Below are 18,157 nucleotides of genomic sequence, written 5' to 3' on the forward strand. Positions count from 1 at the left end.
ACTGCGCTTTCGCGAGCAGGCTCGTTCCCACAAAGGTCAGTGGAAATCGCGGCTCTGCACGTGAATGCCGTTGAGCAGCGGGCTCAGGTCGCTCATGCGGCCGGCGATCAGGTGGCGCACATCGCCTTCGCGTTCCCAGCGGCCGTCGACCTTGAGCAATTGCGACCCCACCAGCACTTGGCGCTGACGCTCGGCCAGGTCACGCCAGACCACCACGTTGACGTTGCCGAACTCGTCTTCCAGGGTCACGAACGTCACGCCGCTGGCCGTACCGGGGCGCTGTCGGCCGGTGACCAGACCGGCCACGCTGACCGGCCGGCCATGTTCGATATCCATCAATTCCCGCGAGCTGCGGCAGCGCCGGGCCTGCAACTCGCCACGCAGCAATGCCAACGGGTGCGGCCCCAGCGTCGTCCCCACCGTGGCGTAATCAGCATGCAGGTCTTCGCCAACGCTGGGTTTGGGCAGGACGATTTTGACTTCTTCTTCGTTGGGCAGGCCGGCGAACAGGCCGAGTTGTTTCTGCACCCCAGCCACTTCCCAACGCGCACGATGACGATGCCCGGCCAGACCGCGCAAGGCGCCGGAGTCTGCCAGCAAGGCCTGCGCACGACTGTCGAGGGCGGCGCGCTCGCCCAAATCGGCAACATCGGCAAACGCCCCGTGTCGGCGCGCGGCTTCGATGCGCCGGGCATCTTCTTCGCGAAACCCCTTGATCATGCGCAGGCCCATGCGAATCGCCGGTTGCCCGGCACTCAGCGGCTCGAGGCTGCAATCCCAGTCACTGGCGCGCACGTCCACCGGACGGATCTGCAATTGGTGCCGCCGCGCGTCCTGCAGAATCTGGTCGGGGCTATAGAAACCCATCGGCCAACTGTTGATCAATGCGCAGGCGAACGCCGCCGGCTCGTGACACTTGAGCCAGCAACTGGCGTAGGTCAGCAAGGCGAAACTGGCGGCGTGGGATTCGGGGAAGCCGTAACTGCCGAAGCCCTTGATCTGCTCGAAGATCTGCGCAGCGAATTCCTGTGTGTAGCCGTTCTTTTTCATGCCGGCGGCGAGGCGCTCCTTGTGCGGCTCCAGTCCGCCATGGCGCTTCCACGCCGCCATCGAGCGGCGCAACTGATCGGCCTCGCCGGGGCTATAGTCGGCAGCGACGATGGCGATCTGCATGACCTGTTCCTGGAACAACGGCACGCCCAGGGTTCTTTTGAGTACGACTTCGAGCGCCGGCGATGGATAGGTTTCCGCCTCTTCGTTATTACGTCGGCGCAGATACGGATGAACCATGCCGCCCTGAATCGGCCCGGGCCGGACGATCGCCACTTCAATCACCAGATCGTAGAAGGTCTTAGGCTTCAGGCGCGGCAGCATCGACATCTGCGCCCGCGACTCGATCTGGAACACGCCGACGGTATCGGCGCGGCTGATCATTTCGTAGGTCGGTTTGTCTTCGGCGGGGATCGTCGCGAGCGTCAGGTTCAGATCACGATGCCGGCGCAGCAGGTCGAAGCAGCGGCGAATCGCACTGAGCATGCCCAAGGCGAGGATATCCACCTTGAGCAGGCCGACCGCATCGAGGTCGTCCTTGTCCCACTGAATGATGGTGCGGTCGGCCATCGCCGCGTTTTCGACCGGCACCAAGGTGTCCAGCGGCTGCTCGGAAATCACAAAACCGCCAGGATGCTGCGACAGATGCCGGGGGAAGCCGATCAGTTGCCCGGTCAGGCTCAGCACCCGGCGCAGCACCGGACTATCCGGGTCGAAGCCGCCTTCACGCAAACGTTCCAGCGGCGGCGTTTCATCGCTCCAGCGCCCGCAGCAGTCGGCCAGCGCGTTGATCTGATCCGGCGGCAGGCCGAGGGCCTTGGCCACATCGCGCACGGCACCGGTGGCGTGATAGGTGCTGACCACCGCGGTCAGCGCCGCACGCCGCCGGCCGTAACGGTTGAACACGTATTGCAGGACTTCTTCGCGGCGCTCGTGCTCGAAATCGACATCGATGTCCGGCGGCTCGTTGCGCTCTTTGGACATGAAACGTTCGAACAATAGCGTGGTGCGCTCCGGGTCGATTTCGGTGATGCCCAAGGCATAACACACCGCCGAGTTGGCTGCCGAACCACGGCCTTGACAGAGGATTTTCTGTGTGCGGGCAAAGCGCACCACGTCGTGCACGGTGAGGAAGTAGCTTTCGTAGCCGAGCTCGGCGATCAATTGCAACTCGTCATCGATCTGCTTGAGCACCTTGGCCTGAGGCCCTTGCGGCCAGCGCCAGGCAATGCCCTCCTCGGTCAGATGGCGCAACCAGGAACTGGCACTGTGGCCCTCGGGCACCAGCTCTTTCGGATATTGATAGCGCAGCTCGCTCAGATCGAAGGTGCAGCGTCTGGCCAGTTTTAGCGACGCTTCGAGCAAGTCCGGCGGATACAGGGCGCGCAGCTCATCGAGGCAACGCAAATGCCGCTCGCCATTGGGGTGCAGGCGCAGACCCGCTTCGGCCACGGGGACGTGATGACGGATCGCGGTCATGGTGTCCTGCAAGGCACGGCGCCCCCGGGCGTGCATGTGCACATCGCCGCTGGCCACGGCTGGAATCTGCAACTCAGCCGCCAGAGCCAACAATGCCGATAGTCGCTGCTGATCGTTCTGCCCGCGATGCAGTTGCACCGTGAGCCACAGGCGGTCGCCGAAGGTTCGTTTCAGCCAGCGCCCTTCTTCCCGGTCATCCACTGAATCCGGCACCCACAACACCAGCAAACCCGGCAGCGCTTCGGCGAAGTCTTCGCGCAGCACCTGATACTGGCCTTTCTGCGTACGCCGCCGGGCTTGGGTGATCAAGCCGCACAAGGCCTGATAACCGGCAAGGTTTTCCACCAGCAGCACCAGTTTCGGGCCGTTGTCGATGCGTATCTCGCTGCCGATGATCAACGGCAACTCAACGGACTTCGCCGCTTGCCACGCACGAACGATGCCGGCCAGGGTGCATTCGTCGGTGATCGCCAGCGCTTGATAGCCGTGCTTTTTCGCCCGCTGAAACAGTTCCAGCGCGCTCGAGGCTCCGCGCTGGAAACTGAAGTTCGACAGGCAATGCAGTTCGGCGTAATCGGCACTCATGCGAACCAGCCTTGCAGCCACAGCGGACCGCCCTCACCCACCGCCCGCCAGGCCCAACCCTGCTGACCGGCGCGGTTCTGGATCAGGTAGTAATCACGCCGCACGTCGCCACCGTCCCACCAACCGGATTCGATGCGCTCTGGCCCCATGAGAATCCGCGCCGAACCTTCCGGCACACTTTGCGGTTCGTTGAGCAGCCAGCCCGGACGCTGCACGCTGGGCAACCCCGTGCAAAGCTGTTTATCGGCAGCGTTCTGCCACGCGCACTCAGGGCGATGATCGGCCTGAAAGCGCAGCCCCTGCACCGCGTCATCACCCAGCCGTGCGCGCAGACGTTCGCGCAATTGCTCCCAGGGCAAGGTCTGCTGCGGGCGGTCGTCGAACAGCTCCTGATACTGCGGAACGAAACTCGGCAGGTCTTCGGCGCGCAAGCGAAAACCACGCACCGGTGCTTCGACCTGGACTTGCTCCAGCCGGCCACGGGCCAGTTCGAAGAGCATCGCCGCGTCACGCTCGGCGCTGAGCAGGCCGACCTTGATCACTGTGTCCGGCAGCCCGGCGTGTTCCAGAAGCAAATCGAAGCGCTGCACACCGCTGTCGCGCCCGCAGAGGAACGCCGACAAATCGCCGGTCAAGCGCCGTAACGGGAACAGCAAGGCTTGATGGGATTGCACGTCGAAATTCAGTTCGATGCGGATATCGAAACGGTCGGGCGGCAGATAGAACGCCAGCGCCAGAGGGCGTGCGCCGAACAGCGTATCCAAGTGCTTGAGCATCTGCGCTTCGAAACGCCGGGCCAGTGCCTGGCGTGGCAGGCTTTGCACCTGGCTGAGATTGCGCAGGCCCATGCGCGACAACGCCGTAGCGACATTCGGTTCCAGCCCGACGCGGTCGACCGGCAATTGCCCGAGATGATGCTGCAGAGCCTCGCCGTCCGGCACCACCAGGCCATCGTAGGCATTGGCCAGCACTCGCGCCGCCACCGGGTTCGGCGCGGCGACGATTCGATGGCGAAAGCCCAGATCTTTCAATTCCTGGCGCAGGCGAGCTTCAAATTGCGGCCAGGTACCGAACAGTCCGAGGCTGGATTCGATCTCGAAGACCACGGTACGCGGGTAATGCACGCTGACCTGAGCGCTGAAGCGATAGGCCCACGCGGCGAGAAACTGCTGCCAGTGCTCGACCTCGGCCACCTCATAATCGGCGGTGGCAAAGCCTTTGCTCATGGCTTGCGCGGCGGTCATCGACATGCCAGGGCGCAGGCCGAGTTTGCGTGCCGCCGGATTTACCGCTTGCAGCACCCGCCGCTGGGCCGGGCCGCTGAGCAGGACCAGCGGCTCTTCAGGGTCGGGCCGCTGACGCAGCACGGCATCGAGGGCCAATTGCGGAAACAGAATACATACCCAGCGCATGACGATCAGTGCCCCACGGCAAAGGCAATCGGCGCCGCCCGCGCCAGCCCGCCACGGCACTTGAGCACACGTAGCTGCGCCGGTTTGGCATCGATGGCAATCCGTAACGCTGCCGGTGACGGGTTGACCGCCTCGCTCAACGGGCGCCAGGCAAAGGCCAGGGTCTGGCCGGTTTCCGCCGCTACCTGCAAACGCCGCAAGGCTCGGTCATCGGCCTTGTTCGGCCAGCACAGCACCGCGCCGCAACTGCCCGAGCGCAGGCATTGCTCCGCCGCCCACAAGGCATCGCGCTCGCTGGCCTGAATCACCGACAACTGGCGCAGATCGACTCCGGCATTGGCCCAGGCCTGCGGGTATGGCACGAACGGCGGCGCCACCAGCACGATGCGCTCACCGGCCGCGGACAATCGCGCCAGGGTTGGCCAGACCAGTTGCAGCTCGCCGACACCGGGGCCGGCGAGAAGGATTTCGCTCAGCGCCGCTTCCGGCCAGCCGCCGCTGGGCAGAGCTGCGTCCAGTCCCGCATGCCCGGTCGGCTGCGGACTTGCCGCCGGTGGCGCAGGCCTGCCGCGCCAGACCTGGCCGCCATTGAACAGCGTATCCAACGCAACGACGGCACCCATCAGCCTTGCCTCACCAGACCACAGAACACGCCTTCGATGGCCAGATCCTGATCGTTACGCACAACGATGGGCTGATAGGCCGGGTTGCGCGGCAGCAGGCGCACTTCATCCCCGACCCGTTCGAAGCGTTTGATGGTGACTTCACCGTCCAGACGCGCAACGACGATCTGGCCGTTCAGCGCCTCGGGATTGCGCCGTACACCGACCAGATCGCCATCGAGAATGCCGTCTTCGATCATCGAGTCGCCCTGCACCCGCAGCATGTAATCCGGGGTGCGGGAGAACAGCGCCGGGTCGAGCAGCAAACGGTTATGGATATCGGCATCGGCGCCAATCGGTGCGCCGGCAGCCACGCGACCGAGTACGGGGATCTCCAGCAATTCCGGACGCGGTGGCTGACCGAGCAGGCGAATGCCCCGGGCCTGATGCGGATTGACCTCAATGAAACCGGCTTCGGTGAGCGCCAGCACATGCTTGCGCGCCACGCTGCGCGAGGCAAAACCAAAAGCCTCGCTGATTTCAGCGAGGCTTGGGGGCTGACCGTGCTCGGCGATGCGATCGCGGATAAAGGTCAGAATGGCAGTACGGCGGGGAGTCAGGTTCGTCATGGAGTACATTTGTACTCCTGTGGGAATTTCCTGACAAGAACCGCCAGTCGGCGCATGCCGACGCAGGCAGCTGCCGAAGGCTGCGATCTGATCGTTCCCACGCTCCGCGTGGGAACGATCATCGGATAAGGTCAGGAACCCAGTTGCGCCAGGTACTCCCACGGGTAAATCCCGCGTTGATGGCCATCGCTGAACACCAGTTGCACGCCATACCCCTGCGGATTTACCTCGATCAGGCGCACGCGATCATCAACCAGCGGCGTGACGCCGCGCAGGCGAAATGCGCGGCATTGCGAGCATGGGCATTGCCGGCGCAGATCGGCATGCGTGAGCAACGATTCGCGCCCGTCCGGCCAGCTCAGGCGCAACGTGCGTGCACTCTGCGAGTTGCCCACCGACAGTGGGTTCATTGCAACTGACTCAATGCGATGCGCACGGCTTTGCGTACTTCCGGGTCGCCGTCGTCCTGCGCTGCCTGCAACGCGGCCACGGCGCCGCGATCGTTCAATTCACCGAGGGCCAGCGCGGCTTCCTTGCGCAGATTGCTGATGCGGTGGCCGAGGGTGTCGATCAGCGCGTCCAGCGCCGGAACGAAGCGCAAGCGACCGAGGCTTCGGGTGGCGCGCAGGCGCACTTGCCAGTAATCATCGCTCAGCGCTTCGACCAAGGCCGGGCCGGCGTCGCTGTGGCCAACCTTGCCCAGCGTGGTCGCAGCTTCTTCGCGCACTTGCCAGGCAGGGTCGCGCAAAGCCTGGCGCAACGCTGGCAATACTTCGGCGCCACTGGCCAGACCCAGCGCACCCGTCGCGGCGCGACGCACTTCGGTGTCCGGGTCGTCGCTGGCCAGTTGCGCCAGAGCTGGCAGCGCGTCGAGCTGTTTGAGCCAGCCGAGCACACCGACCGCTTCGCGACGGACATTGGCATCGGTGTCCTCCAACGCGGCGACGGCAGCCGGCGCGGCCTCGGCGAAGCGCAATTCGCGTAACGCCCGAAAGGCGGCGATGCGCACACTGACATCGGCATGTGCGGTCCACGGCAGAATGACCCGCCCCGCCGCCGCAGTCTTGAGCAGGCTCAGACTCTGCGCCGCCGCCGATTGCACCGCGAGCGCCGGATCCGTCAGCGCTTCACACAAGGCTTGCACGACCGCCTCATCCTCCCACGCTTCGAGCAATCGCGCAGCTTCAGTGCGGACGTCCTCGGCGGGATCCTGCCGGAGTCGATCAACCAGCCAGAGCAAACCATCCGATTCCTCCAGATCGGCCAGATCAATCAGGGCAATGCGCCGCACTCCAGCGTCTTCAGCCGTCAGGCGCGGATACAGGGCGAGGATGTCTTCGTTGTCGGTCACAGCAAAAATAGAGGTCATAGGGCAAATCGCGGCAAAGGGTTTTCAGGAGGCAGGCCGAGCGGATTGAGGCGCGGCAGCGGTCGGTCGTTGTCGTGGCGCAGCAGGTCGAGGCAATGGCGTTTCAGTCGAGCGAAGTCGGGGCTGGTCACCAGTTCACTGGTACGCGGGCGTGGAAAGTCCAGACGCAGGTCTTCGATGATTCGCCCTGGTCGCGCGCTCATTACCAGCAAACGATCGGCTAGAAACAGCGCCTCGTCGATGTCATGGGTGACGAAAACCACGGTGGTGCGGATGCGCGTCCAGATGTCCAGCAGCAGTTCCTGCATGTTCAAGCGGGTCAGCGCATCCAGCGCGCCGAACGGCTCGTCCATCAGCAGCAGGCGCGGGCGGTTGACCAGCACCCGGGCAATCTCCACCCGCTGCTGCATGCCTCCGGAGAGTTGATCCGGCCAGCGCTCGGCGAAGCCTTCGAGGCCGACCAGTTTGAGGATGTCGTCAGCGGCGCGACGGCGCTCAGCCTTGCCGACGCCGCGCATCTTCAGGCCGAAGGCGACGTTGTCGCGCACCGTACGCCAGGGGAACAGCGTGTGGTGCTGAAACACCATGCCGCGCTGCGGCGACGGGCCGGTCACCGCGCTGCCGTCGACTTTCAGGGTGCCGGTACTGGCATTCAAGTGTCCGGCCAGGGCGCCAAGCAAGGTCGACTTGCCGCAACCGGACGGGCCGAGAATGCACACGAACTGGCCGGGTTCGATCTGGCAATCGAGGCCCTGCACCGCTTCGAAGGCTTCGCGGCCCTGGCCGAGGACGATGGACAACTGGCGAATGTCGATCCGCCCTTCCGGGGTTTGCATGACGCTCATCAGGCTTTGCCTCGCGGTCGATGCCAAGGCGTGAACAAGCCGCCCAAGCGTTTGATCAGCCAACTGCTGCCCATGCCCAACACGCCGATCAGGAGCATGCCGACAACAATGTCGGCGTAGTTCTGAATGGTGTAGGACTCCCATGTGTAGTAACCGATACCGAACTGCCCGGAGATCATTTCCGCCGTCACCAGGCAGAACCACGAAGTGCCCATGCCGATCGCCAGGCCGGTAATGATGCTCGGCGCAGCGCCCGGCAGGATTACTTCCAGCAGAATCGCCCGGCGCCCTGCTCCGAGGCTTTTTGCCGAGGCGATCAGGCGTGGATCGACGCCTTCGACGCCGTGCACGGTGTTGAGCAGGATCGGGAACAGCGCGCCGGTGAAGGTGATAAAGACCATCGACAATTCCGAGGATGGAAACATCAGGATCGCCAGCGGAATCCACGCCACGGCGGGGATCGGGCGCAGGACTTCCAGTGGTGGCAGCAAAATGTCTTCAGCCCATTTCGACCGGCCGATGGCCAGGCCCAGGGCGATGCCGATGATCAACGCCGCCACGTAACCGGCGAAGACGCGGCCGAGGCTGCTGCTCAGGTGCTGCCAGAGTTTGCCCGAGTCGCCCAGGCCCAGCGCGGCTTCGATCACCGCCAGTGGCGTCGGCACGTTGGCAAAGGTGACCAGGCCGAGGTTCCAGTGATGGCTGGCGGCGAGTTGCCAGAAGAGCAGGCAGAGCAGCAGTGAGGCGGCTCTTGATGTCCAGCGCAACGGTGTTTTCATAGTCCGGTTTCCAGTTCGGGTTCTGTGTGATGGCCGAGATTTACCCCCTCACCCCAGCCCTCTCCCCCAGGGGGGGCGAGGGGGAAAGGGAGCCGATTTGCGTGCTTTTCACGACCTGAGTTCGACTCGGTACTTCACGTCGGCGTATCTCTCAACAACAACTCGGTCAGTCCCCTCTCCCTCCGGGAGAGGGTTAGGGTGAGGGGCTTTTGATCTTCAGCGCGCAGCAACAACCTGCGCAGTGGCATCGCTGAAGTCGAACACCTTGCCACCCTGCGCCGCAGCGTATTGCTGGGCCTGGCCCTTGAGCAAAAATGCGCTGAGGCGGCCCTTGGCGTCGCTGGCAAACCACGCCTGTTCAGCGAGCAACTTGATCCCGCTGTCGCTGGCCTGCGCATACACCGCACGAATGTTCTTGCCCTCCTGCTTCAACGCCGCCAGCGCGGTGAACGCCGCTTCAGCCGAGCCGTAACGGCGGACTTTTTCCTCGCCACGCACCCAGATTTCCGCGACATGGCTGACGTCGGTGAAGGCTTTGCCCGTCGCCGCATCCACACCCGGCAACGGCGTCTGCGCGTAGTTGGCCAGTTGCGCGGTGTAATCAAGGTTTGAGGCCTTGAAGGCGGCGCGGATGTATTGGTCGTCGATGAAGCTGTTCAGGTCGAGCCCGCGATCGGCTTTCTTCAGCAGCTTCAGGGTATCGATGGCGGTACCGACGGCCTGGCGATATTCAGGCTTCCAGCTCAGGTCGCGGGTCTGCACGCCCAACGGGCCGTGGAACAGGTAGTTGACCTCGGCATCGACCCCGGTGACTTTGGCGATCAGTTCGCTGTACTTCTCCGGTTCGGTGGCGAGCAGTTGGTTGGCTTCGATGCTCGCACGCAGATAGGCGACGACGATTTCCGGATACTTTTTGGCGTAGGCCTGATCCACCAGTGCGCCATGGAAAGTCGGCGCGTTGGCCTGGGCGCCGTCGTAGATCTTGCGGGCGAAACCACGACTCGGGAACAGCTCGGCGAAGGGCACGAAATCGGCGTGAGCGTCGATCTTGCCGGCCTGCAATGCCGAGCCAGCGACTTCCGGTGGCTGGGCGATGATGTTGACATCCTTGAGCGGGTCCCAGCCCTGCTCTGCCACGGCGCGCAGCAACATGCCGTGAGCCGTCGAGGCGAATGGCACCGAAATGGTCTTGCCCTTGAGTTCGCTCAGGCTCTGCACCGACGAAGCGCTCGGCACGACGATGCCGTTGCCGCTGCCCTTGATGCTGCCCGACAGCACGCTGATGAACAGGCTGTGCTTGCCCGCCGTTTCGAACGCCACACCATTGAACGCACCGGGGAAATCGGCCATGGCGCCAAAGTCGAGTTTGCCGGCGACCATCTCGTTGGTCAGCGGCGCGCCACTGGTGAAGTTTTTCCACTGCACGTCGTACTTCGCGTCTTTGTAGGCTCCATCGTGGGGCAGGTATTTTTCCAGCAGACCGAGTTCACGGATCAACAGGCCGCCGGCGGCGCAGTTGATAGTGGTGTCCTGAGTGCCGATGGCGATGCGGATGGTTTCGGCCGAGGCCGACAAGGTGAATGAAGCCAGTACCAGACCGGCGAGTGCTGCACGCAACATGAGTGTTTCCCCTCGAATCATTGGTTTGAAGTTCGTCTCCGCCGCGATCAGGGCGCGGTGGGAAACGAGGGGTGTTTTGCATTCAGCGTCCGGGGTTCACCGGATGGCTATTGGATAATCACAATTGCAACGTGGGAGCGAGCCTGCTCGCGAAGGCGGCGGGTCAGTCACCATCATTGTTGAATGAACGATTGCTTTCGCGAGCAGGCTCGCTCCCACAATGGATTTGGGGTCAACGCAATAAATAGGGGATCTCGACTTTCACCGCCCCCGTCGGGCAATCCTTCTCGCACGGCATGCAGTACCAGCATTCATCGAACGCCATGTAGGCCTTTTGCGTGGCCGGGTTGATCGCCAGCAGATCCATCGGGCATACGTCGACGCACACCGTGCAGCCCTTTTCCGCGATGCATTTGTCCTCGTCGACGGTGACCGGGGCGTTGGAGCGGAAGAAGATTTCCTGAGCTTGGTAAGCCATGGTTCGGACTCTCTGAAAAATGATGTCTCAAGCGGCGAAAGCGCCGACGCGCAGGCGGTCGTAGGCCTGCATTTCCTCGGCGTCGAGCGGGATGATGTAAGGCTCGACGGCCTTCTTGAAACTGGTCATCTGGCCGTCCTCGCCCTTCTTCAGATGGCAGTGGCAGAACCAATCGGCGTCGTTGCGCTGCGGATGATCGACGCGATAGTGGTACAGGCCCCAGCGGCTTTCGGCGCGGAACAACGAAGCGCGGGCGGCCATTTCGGCGCAATCGCGGATCACGCTGGTTTCCATCGCTCGCATCAGTTCGTGAGCGTTGTTGGCTTTCATCTGCTCGAGATCGCGCTCGATGTCACTGAAGCGCTGCAGGCCGATCTGCATTTTTTTGGTTACTTTCGGCGGTTGCAGGTAGTCGTTGACGAAGCGCCGCAGCTTGTACTCGACCTGCGCCGGCGGCAGACCGTGTTCGCGATCGAGCGGCGCGTAGACCCGGGCCTGTTCCTTGGCGATCTGCTCGCTGTCCAGTGCGGAAAACTCGCGGCCGGCGGCAAACTCCGCGGCGTTGTACCCGGCGAACCAGCCGTAAGTGAACGCGCCAAGCATGTAATTGTGCGGCACCGCAGCCATGTCGCCGGCCGAGTACAAGCCCTTGACCGAAGTCTCGGCACGCTCGTTGACCCACACGCCTGACGCCGAATGGCCGCTGCAAAAACCGATTTCCGAAATGTGCATTTCGACCATCTGCGTGCGGTAGTCAGTGCCGCGATTGGCGTGGAACTGGCCACGGCTCGGACGCTCGTTGCTGTGCAGGATTTCCTCGATGTTCTGGATGGTTTCCTCGGCCAGGTGATCGAGTTTAAGGAACACCGGGCCGTTGCCGCTTTCCAGTTCCTGGTGAAATTCCCACATCATCTGCCCGCTCCAGTAGTCGCACTCGATGAAGCGTTCGCCCTTGTTGTTGGCGGTGTAGCCACCCAGCGGGCCGGTGACGTACGCGCAAGCCGGGCCGTTGTAATCCTTGATCAACGGGTTGATCTGGAAGCACTCGAGATTGGCCAATTCGGCGCCGGCGTGATAGGCCATCGCGTAGCCGTCGCCGGCATTGGTCGGGTTTTCGTAGGTGCCCATCAGATAGCCCGACGACGGCAGGCCGAGGCGCCCGGCCGCGCCGCAGGCGAGAATCACCGCTTTGGCCTTGATCACATGGAAGTCGGCGGTGCGGCAATCGAAGCCCATCACACCGTTGACCGCGCCCTCCTCGTCGGTCAGCAACCGCGTGCAGACCAGGCGATTGGTGATGCTTACCCGCGCGCGTTTCAACTGCCGATACAGGACTTTCTTGATGTCGTGCCCTTCCGGCATCGGCAGCACATAGGCGCCCATGTGGTGGACCTTTTTTACCGCGTAGTCACCGGTCTCGTCTTTCTCGAACTTCACGCCCCAGCGGTCGAGTTGTTCGATGGTTTCAAAACTGTGCGTCGCATAGGCGTAGACCGCCGCCTGATTGACGATGCCGTCATTGGCGATGGTGATTTCCTTGGTGTACTGCTCCGGTGTCGAGTGGCCGGGAATGATCGCGTTGTTCAGGCCATCCATGCCCATGCTGATCGCGCCGCTGCGCTTGACGTTGGCCTTGTCGACCAGCAAAACGCGCAAATCGCGGTTCTTCTCCTTGGCCTTGATCGCCGCCATTGGCCCGGCCGTACCGCCGCCAATCACGACGATGTCGTATTCCTGTTCTAGAACTTTGCGGGTCATGCCTGCTCCCCTTTTTGCCGGTCGATCCGCAGGCGGTACTGGAACGCATCGCCACGGTAATAAAGGTGTTCAAAGTCCAGCGGCTGGCCTTGGGCATCGTGGGTCAAGCGCTCGATGCGCATGATCGGCGAGCCCGCTTCGACGTTGAGCGCCTGGGTCAGGTCGCTGTCAGCCAGCACTGCGTCGATGGCCAGATCGGCGTGGCCGAGGGCGATGCCGCAGTCGTTTTCGAGGATCAGAAAGATGTCGCGGGTGACCAGATCCGCCTTCTCCAGCCTTTCGCCTACCGTTTTAGGCAGGTAGGTGATTTCCAGCGAGATAGGCTCGCGGTTGATCAGGCGCACGCGTTTGATCTGCGCGACGATCTCACCTTCGGCCACCTGCAGACGCTCGGCGACACGCTTGTCGGCCGGAATGAATTTGAAACTGCGCAGGCGGTTGATCACCTCGTAGCCGCGCCCGGTCATCGACTCGGCGAGGCCTTGCAGGCTGCTGACGTTCTGAAAGGTTTTCGGTTTGGCGACGAAGGTGCCCTTGCCATGGATCTTGAAGATCAGGCCTTCCTTTTGCAGATCACCGAGTGCCTGGCGCACGGTGATGCGGCTGACTTTGAACAGCGCACCGAGTTCGCTTTCGGAAGGCATCTGACTGTCTTGCGGGTATTCACCGTCGAGAATCCGCGCACGGAGCACGTCGCGCAGTTGGGTGTGCAGCGGAACGCTACTGAGGGAGAGAACGTTATCGGTCATCGCGGGATCACTTGTTATAACGAGTTATGACGTGATCTTAGAGAGGTTATGACGAGGTTGAGAAATATTGTTTGGGCATAACCTTAGATGCGCGTTGCGCCGGAAGACCTGTGGGAGCGAGCCTGCTCGCGAAAGCATTCTGTCAGTCAATACCTCCGTGACTGACACACCGCTTTCGCGAGCAGGCTCGCTCCCACAGGGGATCGTGAGCTATTCAGCGTTTGAGGATCTCGTCCATTACCCAATCGGTCTTGACGGCTTGCTCGGCCACGGCGGGATGCTGTGAATCACCCCGAATATGCGCATTCATCCCCAGCACGTGATGCCACTGAATATGCTCGTGATGAGCGATCTCCAGGCTGATCTGCTCATCGGCATCCAGCTGCACCGGATGCTCGTCAAACACCGAAAACCCGATGCGCCCTTTGCTGCCGATGATCTCGACCCGATCCTCGCGCCGGTCCGCAACAAAGTTCCAGCAGCCCATGCCCAGCGCTCCGGAAGCGAACCGCCACGTGGCGCTGACCGCATCTTCCGCCGCGTACAGACCCGCCTGACGCGCGGTGAAACCGGCGACCTCAACGATGTCGCCAAGCAGATACTGAAACAGGTCCAGGCCATGGCTGGCCAGGTCGGCAAAGTAGCCGCCGCCCGCCACCGCCGGGTCGGTGCGCCAATTATCGCGACCCTCAAGATCAGCCGGCGACGGCGCTTTGGTCAGTGTCCAGCTCAGATGGCGAACATCACCAATGCGCCCCTCCTCCAGCCATTGCCGCACCTGAGCGAAGCGCGGCAGCGAGCGGCGGTAATAGGAGACGAACAAGTGCAGACCGGCAGCGGCAAACGCTTGCTGCATCTCGCGGCTTTGCCCGGCGTTGAGTGCCATGGGCTTTTCCACGCAGCAATGCTTGCCGGCGGCGGCGACTTTAAGGCTGTAGGCGTGGTGGCTGTCGGGCGGTGTGGCGATGTACACCGCGTCCACTTCGGGATCGTTGATCAGCGCATCGACATCGGTATAGACGCGGCTGATGCCGTGGCGCGCGGCGTAGTCAGTCACCGCTTCGAGGCGTCGGCCCATCACTGCGACCAGTGCCGAACCGGGCGCCTTGTAGAAGGCCGGCCCGCTCTTGCGTTCAGCGACACTGCCGCAACCAATCATGCCCCAGCGCACCACGTTCATAGGCAGTCCTCAGCCGATGCGCAGCGCGCGCAGATCAAGGCGTCCGTCCTTGAGCGGCGGGCACCAGTAGTAGCCGCCGGTGATTGGCCGGCTGATCTGGTACAAGCCATCGGCAATACCGTCCTCCAGGCCGCTCATGCGCCGCAGCTGTGCTTCGAAAGCATCCAGCGAGAAACCGAAAGCGAGGAACATCAAACCGGCGCGATCGCCTTCGATCCACGGCATCGAGCGGCGCACGACGAACGCTTCCGGGGCGAAGCTCTCTTGCGCGGTGCGTTTGACGTGGGCGGAGATCGGCGCGTCGTCGATTTCTTCGTTATCGCTCAAGCGCCGTCCCATGATGTCGTCCTTGGCGCCGGCAGACAGGCGATGAAAACCCTTGAGGTCGTGCTGCCACTGCTGGATCGCAGCAAAGCTGCCACCGACCAGCCCGTCCGCGCCACTGCTCAGCAGCGCGGCGGCGACAGCGGCGTCATCGTGGGGGTTTTCCGTGCCGTCCTCATAACCGGTGAGGTCGTGGCCGTCCATGTGGCGGAAGGCTTCCTGCATCTCGACCAGACGCAAGGCCGGGGCCAGCGCGGCTTCGATAGCGTTGCAACGGTTGAGCAGTTCACCCCGGTCAACACCATGCAGCCAGATCCACAGGGCATGCTGGGTCGACGGGTTGTTCACGCCAACGCCGGTCAGCGCCGGGAAGCTGCGCAGGCCGGCGATTTCGACATTCAGCGCCTTGGTCAACGACTCACCAAAGCCAACCACCGCCGACTTGCCATCCACCAGCATCAGCAGGCTGTTGATCGCTTGCGGCAAGGCTTCAACCGACGCCAGGGCGAAAAACAGATGACGTGCTTGCGCAGGAACAGGGGTAGCGAGAATGCCCGGCTGGTAGTAACTCATGTGAACTCCTTGAAAAAGTGCGCGGAGTTTACCTGTAGCCGGATCGTTTGTGTGGGTGGCGAGAGCGTCGTCGTTCAGCGTTCAACGCCTTCGATCAACGCCTTCAAAGCCAGCGCATCGGCGGTGGCGGCACCGCTGGCGGTGTTGTCGAAGATGCACCAGATGTCTCTGCCGTCGGCCTTCGCGCGCCGCAGGTTCTGAGCAAGCTGTTGCAGATAGGCCGCTTCATAAGCGCTGTGATAAATCCGTGGCGAGCCGTGCAGGCGCCAATACTGCAGGCCTTGCCAGCCACCCGGTGCGGTGTCGGTGCTGATCCGCGAGGGATCGACCACCGCCTGGGCAATCTGCAAATCCACCAGCATTGCCTCAGCCTCAATCCACGATTCGTGTCGCGGCTCCAGCACTACCCTGCCCTTGAACCGCTCGCGCAGGGCATGAAAAAACGCCTCGGCCACCGGCGCATCGAAGGCAAGTTTTGGTGGCAGTTGCACCAGCAGGCAGCCGAGTCGATCAGCCAAGCCCTGGCATTGCCCGAGAAACTCATCGAGCGCGGCCGCGCTGTCCGCCAGCCGCTGTTCATGGGTGATGAGCTTCGGCACTTTCACGGCGAAGCGAAAGTCCGGCGCTACCGAGTCGGCCCAGCGCTCGTAGGTCTGACGCCGATGCGGGCGATAGAACGAGCTGTTGATTTCCACACAGTTGAAGCGCGCGGCGTAGCGTTGCAGGTGCGTGCCTTCGGCGGGGAATGCCGGCCAGTGCTCGCGCCCGAGACTCCAGCCGGCGCAACCGATGTAGATGGTTGACTCGTTCAAGCGCACACCGTCATTTCTTCCCGGGCAACACGGCGCCCAACACCTGCTTGGCGGTCTGCACGATCACCCCGGCTTCGTCCGGATCGCCCTTGAGCAGGGTCGTGGCGAATTTCTTCGCTTGCTCTAGCTTGATGTGCGGTGGCAGCGGCGGCACGTTCGGGTCGGTCTTGAACTCGATCAGCACCGGCACTTCCGAGGCGAGTGCCTGTTCCCACGCAGCGGCGACCTCTTCTTCACGATCAACGAAAATGCCCTTGAGGCCGATGGAAATCGCGAACAGATGATACGGCACGTCCGGGATGCTCTGCGACGCTTCGAACTTCGGATCGCCCTCCATCACCCGCTGCTCCCAGGTCACCTGGTTGAGGTCTTCATTGTTGAACACCGCGCAGATCCATTTCGGGCTCTGCCACTGGCGCCAGTATTTGGCGACAGTGATCAGCTCGGCCATGTTGTTCATCTGCATCGCGCCGTCGCCGACCAGGGCAATGACCGGGCGTTCCGGGTAAGCAAATTTCGCCGCGATCGCATAGGGCACCGCCGCGCCCATCGAGGCCAGGCCACCGGACAACGAGCATTTCATGCCGCGACGGATTTTCAGGTCACGGGCGAACCAGTTGGCGCAAGAGCCGGAGTCGCTGGTGATAATCGCCTGCTCGGGCAAACGCGGAGACAACTCGTAGACCACTCGTTGCGGGTTGACTGGATCGGCTTTGGCCATGGCGCGTTTTTCCAGGGTTTTCTCCCAGCTGCTGCGCCAGCCTTCGATCTTCTTGCGCCACTTGTTCGAGGTTTTCTGTTCCAGCAAGGGCAGCAACGCGGCAAGGGTTTCCGCTGAATCACCGACCAGATTGACCTCCATCGGATAACGCAGGCTGAGCATGTCCGGCTGCAAGTCGATCTGCACGCCGCGCGCCTGGCCTTCCTTGGGCAGAAACTCGGAATACGGGAAGCCCGAACCGATCATCAGCAAGGTGTCGCACTCGCTCATCAGCTTGTAGCTGGGCTCGGTGCCGAGCAGGCCGATGCTGCCGGTGACCCACTGCAGATCGTCTGGTAACGCTGCTTTGCCCAACAGCGCCTTGGCGACGCCCGCGCCGAGTTTTTCCGCCACGGCGATGACCAGGTCGGTCGCCTCCAGCGCACCGGCACCGACCAGAATCGCGACTTTCTCGCCACTGTTCAGTACCTCGGCGGCGCGTTGCAGATCGGCGGCATAAGGAACGACTTTCGGCTTGCTGTAGCCGACGCCGGAATGCGCGGTGCCATGGGCGCGCGCCGGTTGTTCGTAAGGCAGATCCTGCAAGTCATTGGGCAGAATCAGCGCGGTGACGCGGCGCTCGCCGACCGCAGTGCGCACCGCGCGATCAAGCAGATGGCGCACTTGCGATGGCGCCGAAGCCTGCTGCACAAACGCACCGGCGACATCCTTGAACATCGACACCAGATCCAGCTCCTGCTGGTAGTGACTGCCCAGCGCCGTACGCGCCTGCTGACCGACAATGGCCAGCACCGGCATGTGATCCATGCGCGCGTCGTAGAGGCCGGTGATCAGGTGCGAGGCGCCGGGACCCGAGGTGGCGATGCACACGCCCAGCTCGCCGGTGAACTTGGCGTGGGCCGAGGCCATGAACGCAGCCATTTCCTCGTGCCGTGCCTGAACGAATTCGATCTTGCCTTTGGCCCGGCTCATGGCGCCGAACACGCCGTTGATGCCATCCCCCGGATAGCCAAAAATCCGCGTCACGCCCCATTCGCTGAGCCGCTCAACCAGAAAATCACCAACTGTCATCGTCATCTTGACCCTCGCCATTTACCGCTGCATGGACATGTAAGGGTCTGGACAGCCCGGTGCGCGATGAAGTTTCGCTGGATTGCACGGGCATGGGCTCAGGCACCTTGTTTGCGCGGCA

At 62.8% G+C, this 18,157-nt stretch carries 16 protein-coding genes; all 16 read right to left on the reverse strand.

What is annotated here, in order from left to right; all coding sequences use genetic code 11:
* Window positions 1-36 precede the first annotated feature (36 nt).
* Window positions 37-3,114 (reverse strand): error-prone DNA polymerase, encoded by a 3,078-nt coding sequence (locus tag V8J63_RS04150; RefSeq protein ID WP_336463622.1) that lies wholly within the window; start codon window positions 3,112-3,114, stop codon window positions 37-39.
* Window positions 3,111-4,526 carry a Y-family DNA polymerase gene (locus V8J63_RS04155; protein ID WP_130926618.1) on the reverse strand — a complete coding sequence of 472 codons (1,416 nt, stop codon included), beginning with the start codon at window positions 4,524-4,526 and terminating at the stop codon, window positions 3,111-3,113. The genes V8J63_RS04150 and V8J63_RS04155 overlap by 4 nt, the downstream gene beginning before the upstream one ends.
* A gap of 5 nt (window positions 4,527-4,531) precedes the next feature.
* Window positions 4,532-5,149, reverse strand: a complete 618-nt coding sequence (gene imuA / locus V8J63_RS04160) for a translesion DNA synthesis-associated protein ImuA (protein ID WP_041478676.1) — start codon at window positions 5,147-5,149, stop codon at window positions 4,532-4,534.
* Complete coding sequence (lexA, locus tag V8J63_RS04165; protein ID WP_076563218.1) at window positions 5,149-5,766, reverse strand: transcriptional repressor LexA; 618 nt, start codon at window positions 5,764-5,766, stop codon at window positions 5,149-5,151. Before lexA ends, imuA begins: the two co-directional genes overlap by 1 nt.
* A 122-nt stretch (window positions 5,767-5,888) precedes the next feature.
* Window positions 5,889-6,167, reverse strand: coding sequence for a DUF971 domain-containing protein (locus V8J63_RS04170; RefSeq protein ID WP_130887097.1), 279 nt, complete (start codon window positions 6,165-6,167; stop codon window positions 5,889-5,891).
* Window positions 6,164-7,126 (reverse strand): HEAT repeat domain-containing protein, encoded by a 963-nt coding sequence (locus V8J63_RS04175; protein ID WP_130887096.1) that lies wholly within the window; start codon window positions 7,124-7,126, stop codon window positions 6,164-6,166. Before V8J63_RS04175 ends, V8J63_RS04170 begins: the two co-directional genes overlap by 4 nt.
* Window positions 7,123-7,971, reverse strand: a complete 849-nt coding sequence (locus V8J63_RS04180) for an ABC transporter ATP-binding protein (protein ID WP_336463623.1) — start codon at window positions 7,969-7,971, stop codon at window positions 7,123-7,125. The genes V8J63_RS04175 and V8J63_RS04180 overlap by 4 nt, the downstream gene beginning before the upstream one ends.
* Window positions 7,971-8,750: an ABC transporter permease gene (locus V8J63_RS04185; RefSeq protein ID WP_024012709.1), complete on the reverse strand. Its 780-nt coding sequence runs from the start codon at window positions 8,748-8,750 to the stop codon at window positions 7,971-7,973. The genes V8J63_RS04180 and V8J63_RS04185 overlap by 1 nt, the downstream gene beginning before the upstream one ends.
* A gap of 216 nt (window positions 8,751-8,966) precedes the next feature.
* Window positions 8,967-10,370 carry an ABC transporter substrate-binding protein gene (locus V8J63_RS04190; RefSeq protein ID WP_130887094.1) on the reverse strand — a complete coding sequence of 468 codons (1,404 nt, stop codon included), beginning with the start codon at window positions 10,368-10,370 and terminating at the stop codon, window positions 8,967-8,969.
* 232 nt (window positions 10,371-10,602) lie between these two features.
* Window positions 10,603-10,848, reverse strand: coding sequence for a 4Fe-4S dicluster domain-containing protein (locus tag V8J63_RS04195; protein ID WP_007959413.1), 246 nt, complete (start codon window positions 10,846-10,848; stop codon window positions 10,603-10,605).
* 27 nt (window positions 10,849-10,875) lie between these two features.
* Complete coding sequence (locus V8J63_RS04200; RefSeq protein ID WP_336463624.1) at window positions 10,876-12,606, reverse strand: fumarate reductase/succinate dehydrogenase flavoprotein subunit; 1,731 nt, start codon at window positions 12,604-12,606, stop codon at window positions 10,876-10,878.
* A complete protein-coding gene (locus tag V8J63_RS04205; protein ID WP_130887973.1) occupies window positions 12,603-13,355 on the reverse strand; it encodes a GntR family transcriptional regulator in 753 nt (250 codons plus the stop codon). Before V8J63_RS04205 ends, V8J63_RS04200 begins: the two co-directional genes overlap by 4 nt.
* 214 nt (window positions 13,356-13,569) lie before the next feature.
* Complete coding sequence (locus V8J63_RS04210) at window positions 13,570-14,535, reverse strand: Gfo/Idh/MocA family protein (protein WP_336463625.1); 966 nt, start codon at window positions 14,533-14,535, stop codon at window positions 13,570-13,572.
* A 9-nt stretch (window positions 14,536-14,544) separates the two neighbouring features.
* The gene (locus V8J63_RS04215; protein ID WP_336463626.1) at window positions 14,545-15,432 is read right to left on the reverse strand and encodes a Dyp-type peroxidase; all 888 of its coding nucleotides are present in this window, start codon (window positions 15,430-15,432) and stop codon (window positions 14,545-14,547) included.
* Window positions 15,433-15,506: 74 nt separating this feature from the next.
* Complete coding sequence (locus tag V8J63_RS04220; RefSeq protein WP_336463627.1) at window positions 15,507-16,244, reverse strand: DUF72 domain-containing protein; 738 nt, start codon at window positions 16,242-16,244, stop codon at window positions 15,507-15,509.
* Between the two features lie 10 nt (window positions 16,245-16,254).
* Window positions 16,255-18,042 (reverse strand): thiamine pyrophosphate-requiring protein, encoded by a 1,788-nt coding sequence (locus tag V8J63_RS04225; RefSeq protein WP_041478664.1) that lies wholly within the window; start codon window positions 18,040-18,042, stop codon window positions 16,255-16,257.
* Between the last annotated feature and the right edge of the window lie 115 nt (window positions 18,043-18,157).

Origin of the sequence: Pseudomonas sp. CCNWLW23 (assembly GCF_037095675.1) — a bacterium.
Taxonomy (GTDB): Bacteria; Pseudomonadota; Gammaproteobacteria; order Pseudomonadales; family Pseudomonadaceae; genus Aquipseudomonas; species Aquipseudomonas atacamensis.

What these genes read in the sequence shown, in the direction of transcription:
- V8J63_RS04150 (WP_336463622.1), bottom strand. Translation starts at nt 3,114, where the DNA reads ATGAGTGCCGATTACGCCGAACTGCATTGCCTGTCGAACTTCAGTTTC.
- V8J63_RS04155 (WP_130926618.1), bottom strand. Translation starts at nt 4,526, where the DNA reads ATGCGCTGGGTATGTATTCTGTTTCCGCAATTGGCCCTCGATGCCGTG.
- imuA (WP_041478676.1), bottom strand. Translation starts at nt 5,149, where the DNA reads ATGGGTGCCGTCGTTGCGTTGGATACGCTGTTCAATGGCGGCCAGGTC.
- lexA (WP_076563218.1), bottom strand. Translation starts at nt 5,766, where the DNA reads ATGTACTCCATGACGAACCTGACTCCCCGCCGTACTGCCATTCTGACC.
- V8J63_RS04170 (WP_130887097.1), bottom strand. Translation starts at nt 6,167, where the DNA reads ATGAACCCACTGTCGGTGGGCAACTCGCAGAGTGCACGCACGTTGCGC.
- V8J63_RS04175 (WP_130887096.1), bottom strand. Translation starts at nt 7,126, where the DNA reads ATGACCTCTATTTTTGCTGTGACCGACAACGAAGACATCCTCGCCCTG.
- V8J63_RS04180 (WP_336463623.1), bottom strand. Translation starts at nt 7,971, where the DNA reads ATGAGCGTCATGCAAACCCCGGAAGGGCGGATCGACATTCGCCAGTTG.
- V8J63_RS04185 (WP_024012709.1), bottom strand. Translation starts at nt 8,750, where the DNA reads ATGAAAACACCGTTGCGCTGGACATCAAGAGCCGCCTCACTGCTGCTC.
- V8J63_RS04190 (WP_130887094.1), bottom strand. Translation starts at nt 10,370, where the DNA reads ATGTTGCGTGCAGCACTCGCCGGTCTGGTACTGGCTTCATTCACCTTG.
- V8J63_RS04195 (WP_007959413.1), bottom strand. Translation starts at nt 10,848, where the DNA reads ATGGCTTACCAAGCTCAGGAAATCTTCTTCCGCTCCAACGCCCCGGTC.
- V8J63_RS04200 (WP_336463624.1), bottom strand. Translation starts at nt 12,606, where the DNA reads ATGACCCGCAAAGTTCTAGAACAGGAATACGACATCGTCGTGATTGGC.
- V8J63_RS04205 (WP_130887973.1), bottom strand. Translation starts at nt 13,355, where the DNA reads ATGACCGATAACGTTCTCTCCCTCAGTAGCGTTCCGCTGCACACCCAA.
- V8J63_RS04210 (WP_336463625.1), bottom strand. Translation starts at nt 14,535, where the DNA reads ATGAACGTGGTGCGCTGGGGCATGATTGGTTGCGGCAGTGTCGCTGAA.
- V8J63_RS04215 (WP_336463626.1), bottom strand. Translation starts at nt 15,432, where the DNA reads ATGAGTTACTACCAGCCGGGCATTCTCGCTACCCCTGTTCCTGCGCAA.
- V8J63_RS04225 (WP_041478664.1), bottom strand. Translation starts at nt 18,042, where the DNA reads ATGACGATGACAGTTGGTGATTTTCTGGTTGAGCGGCTCAGCGAATGG.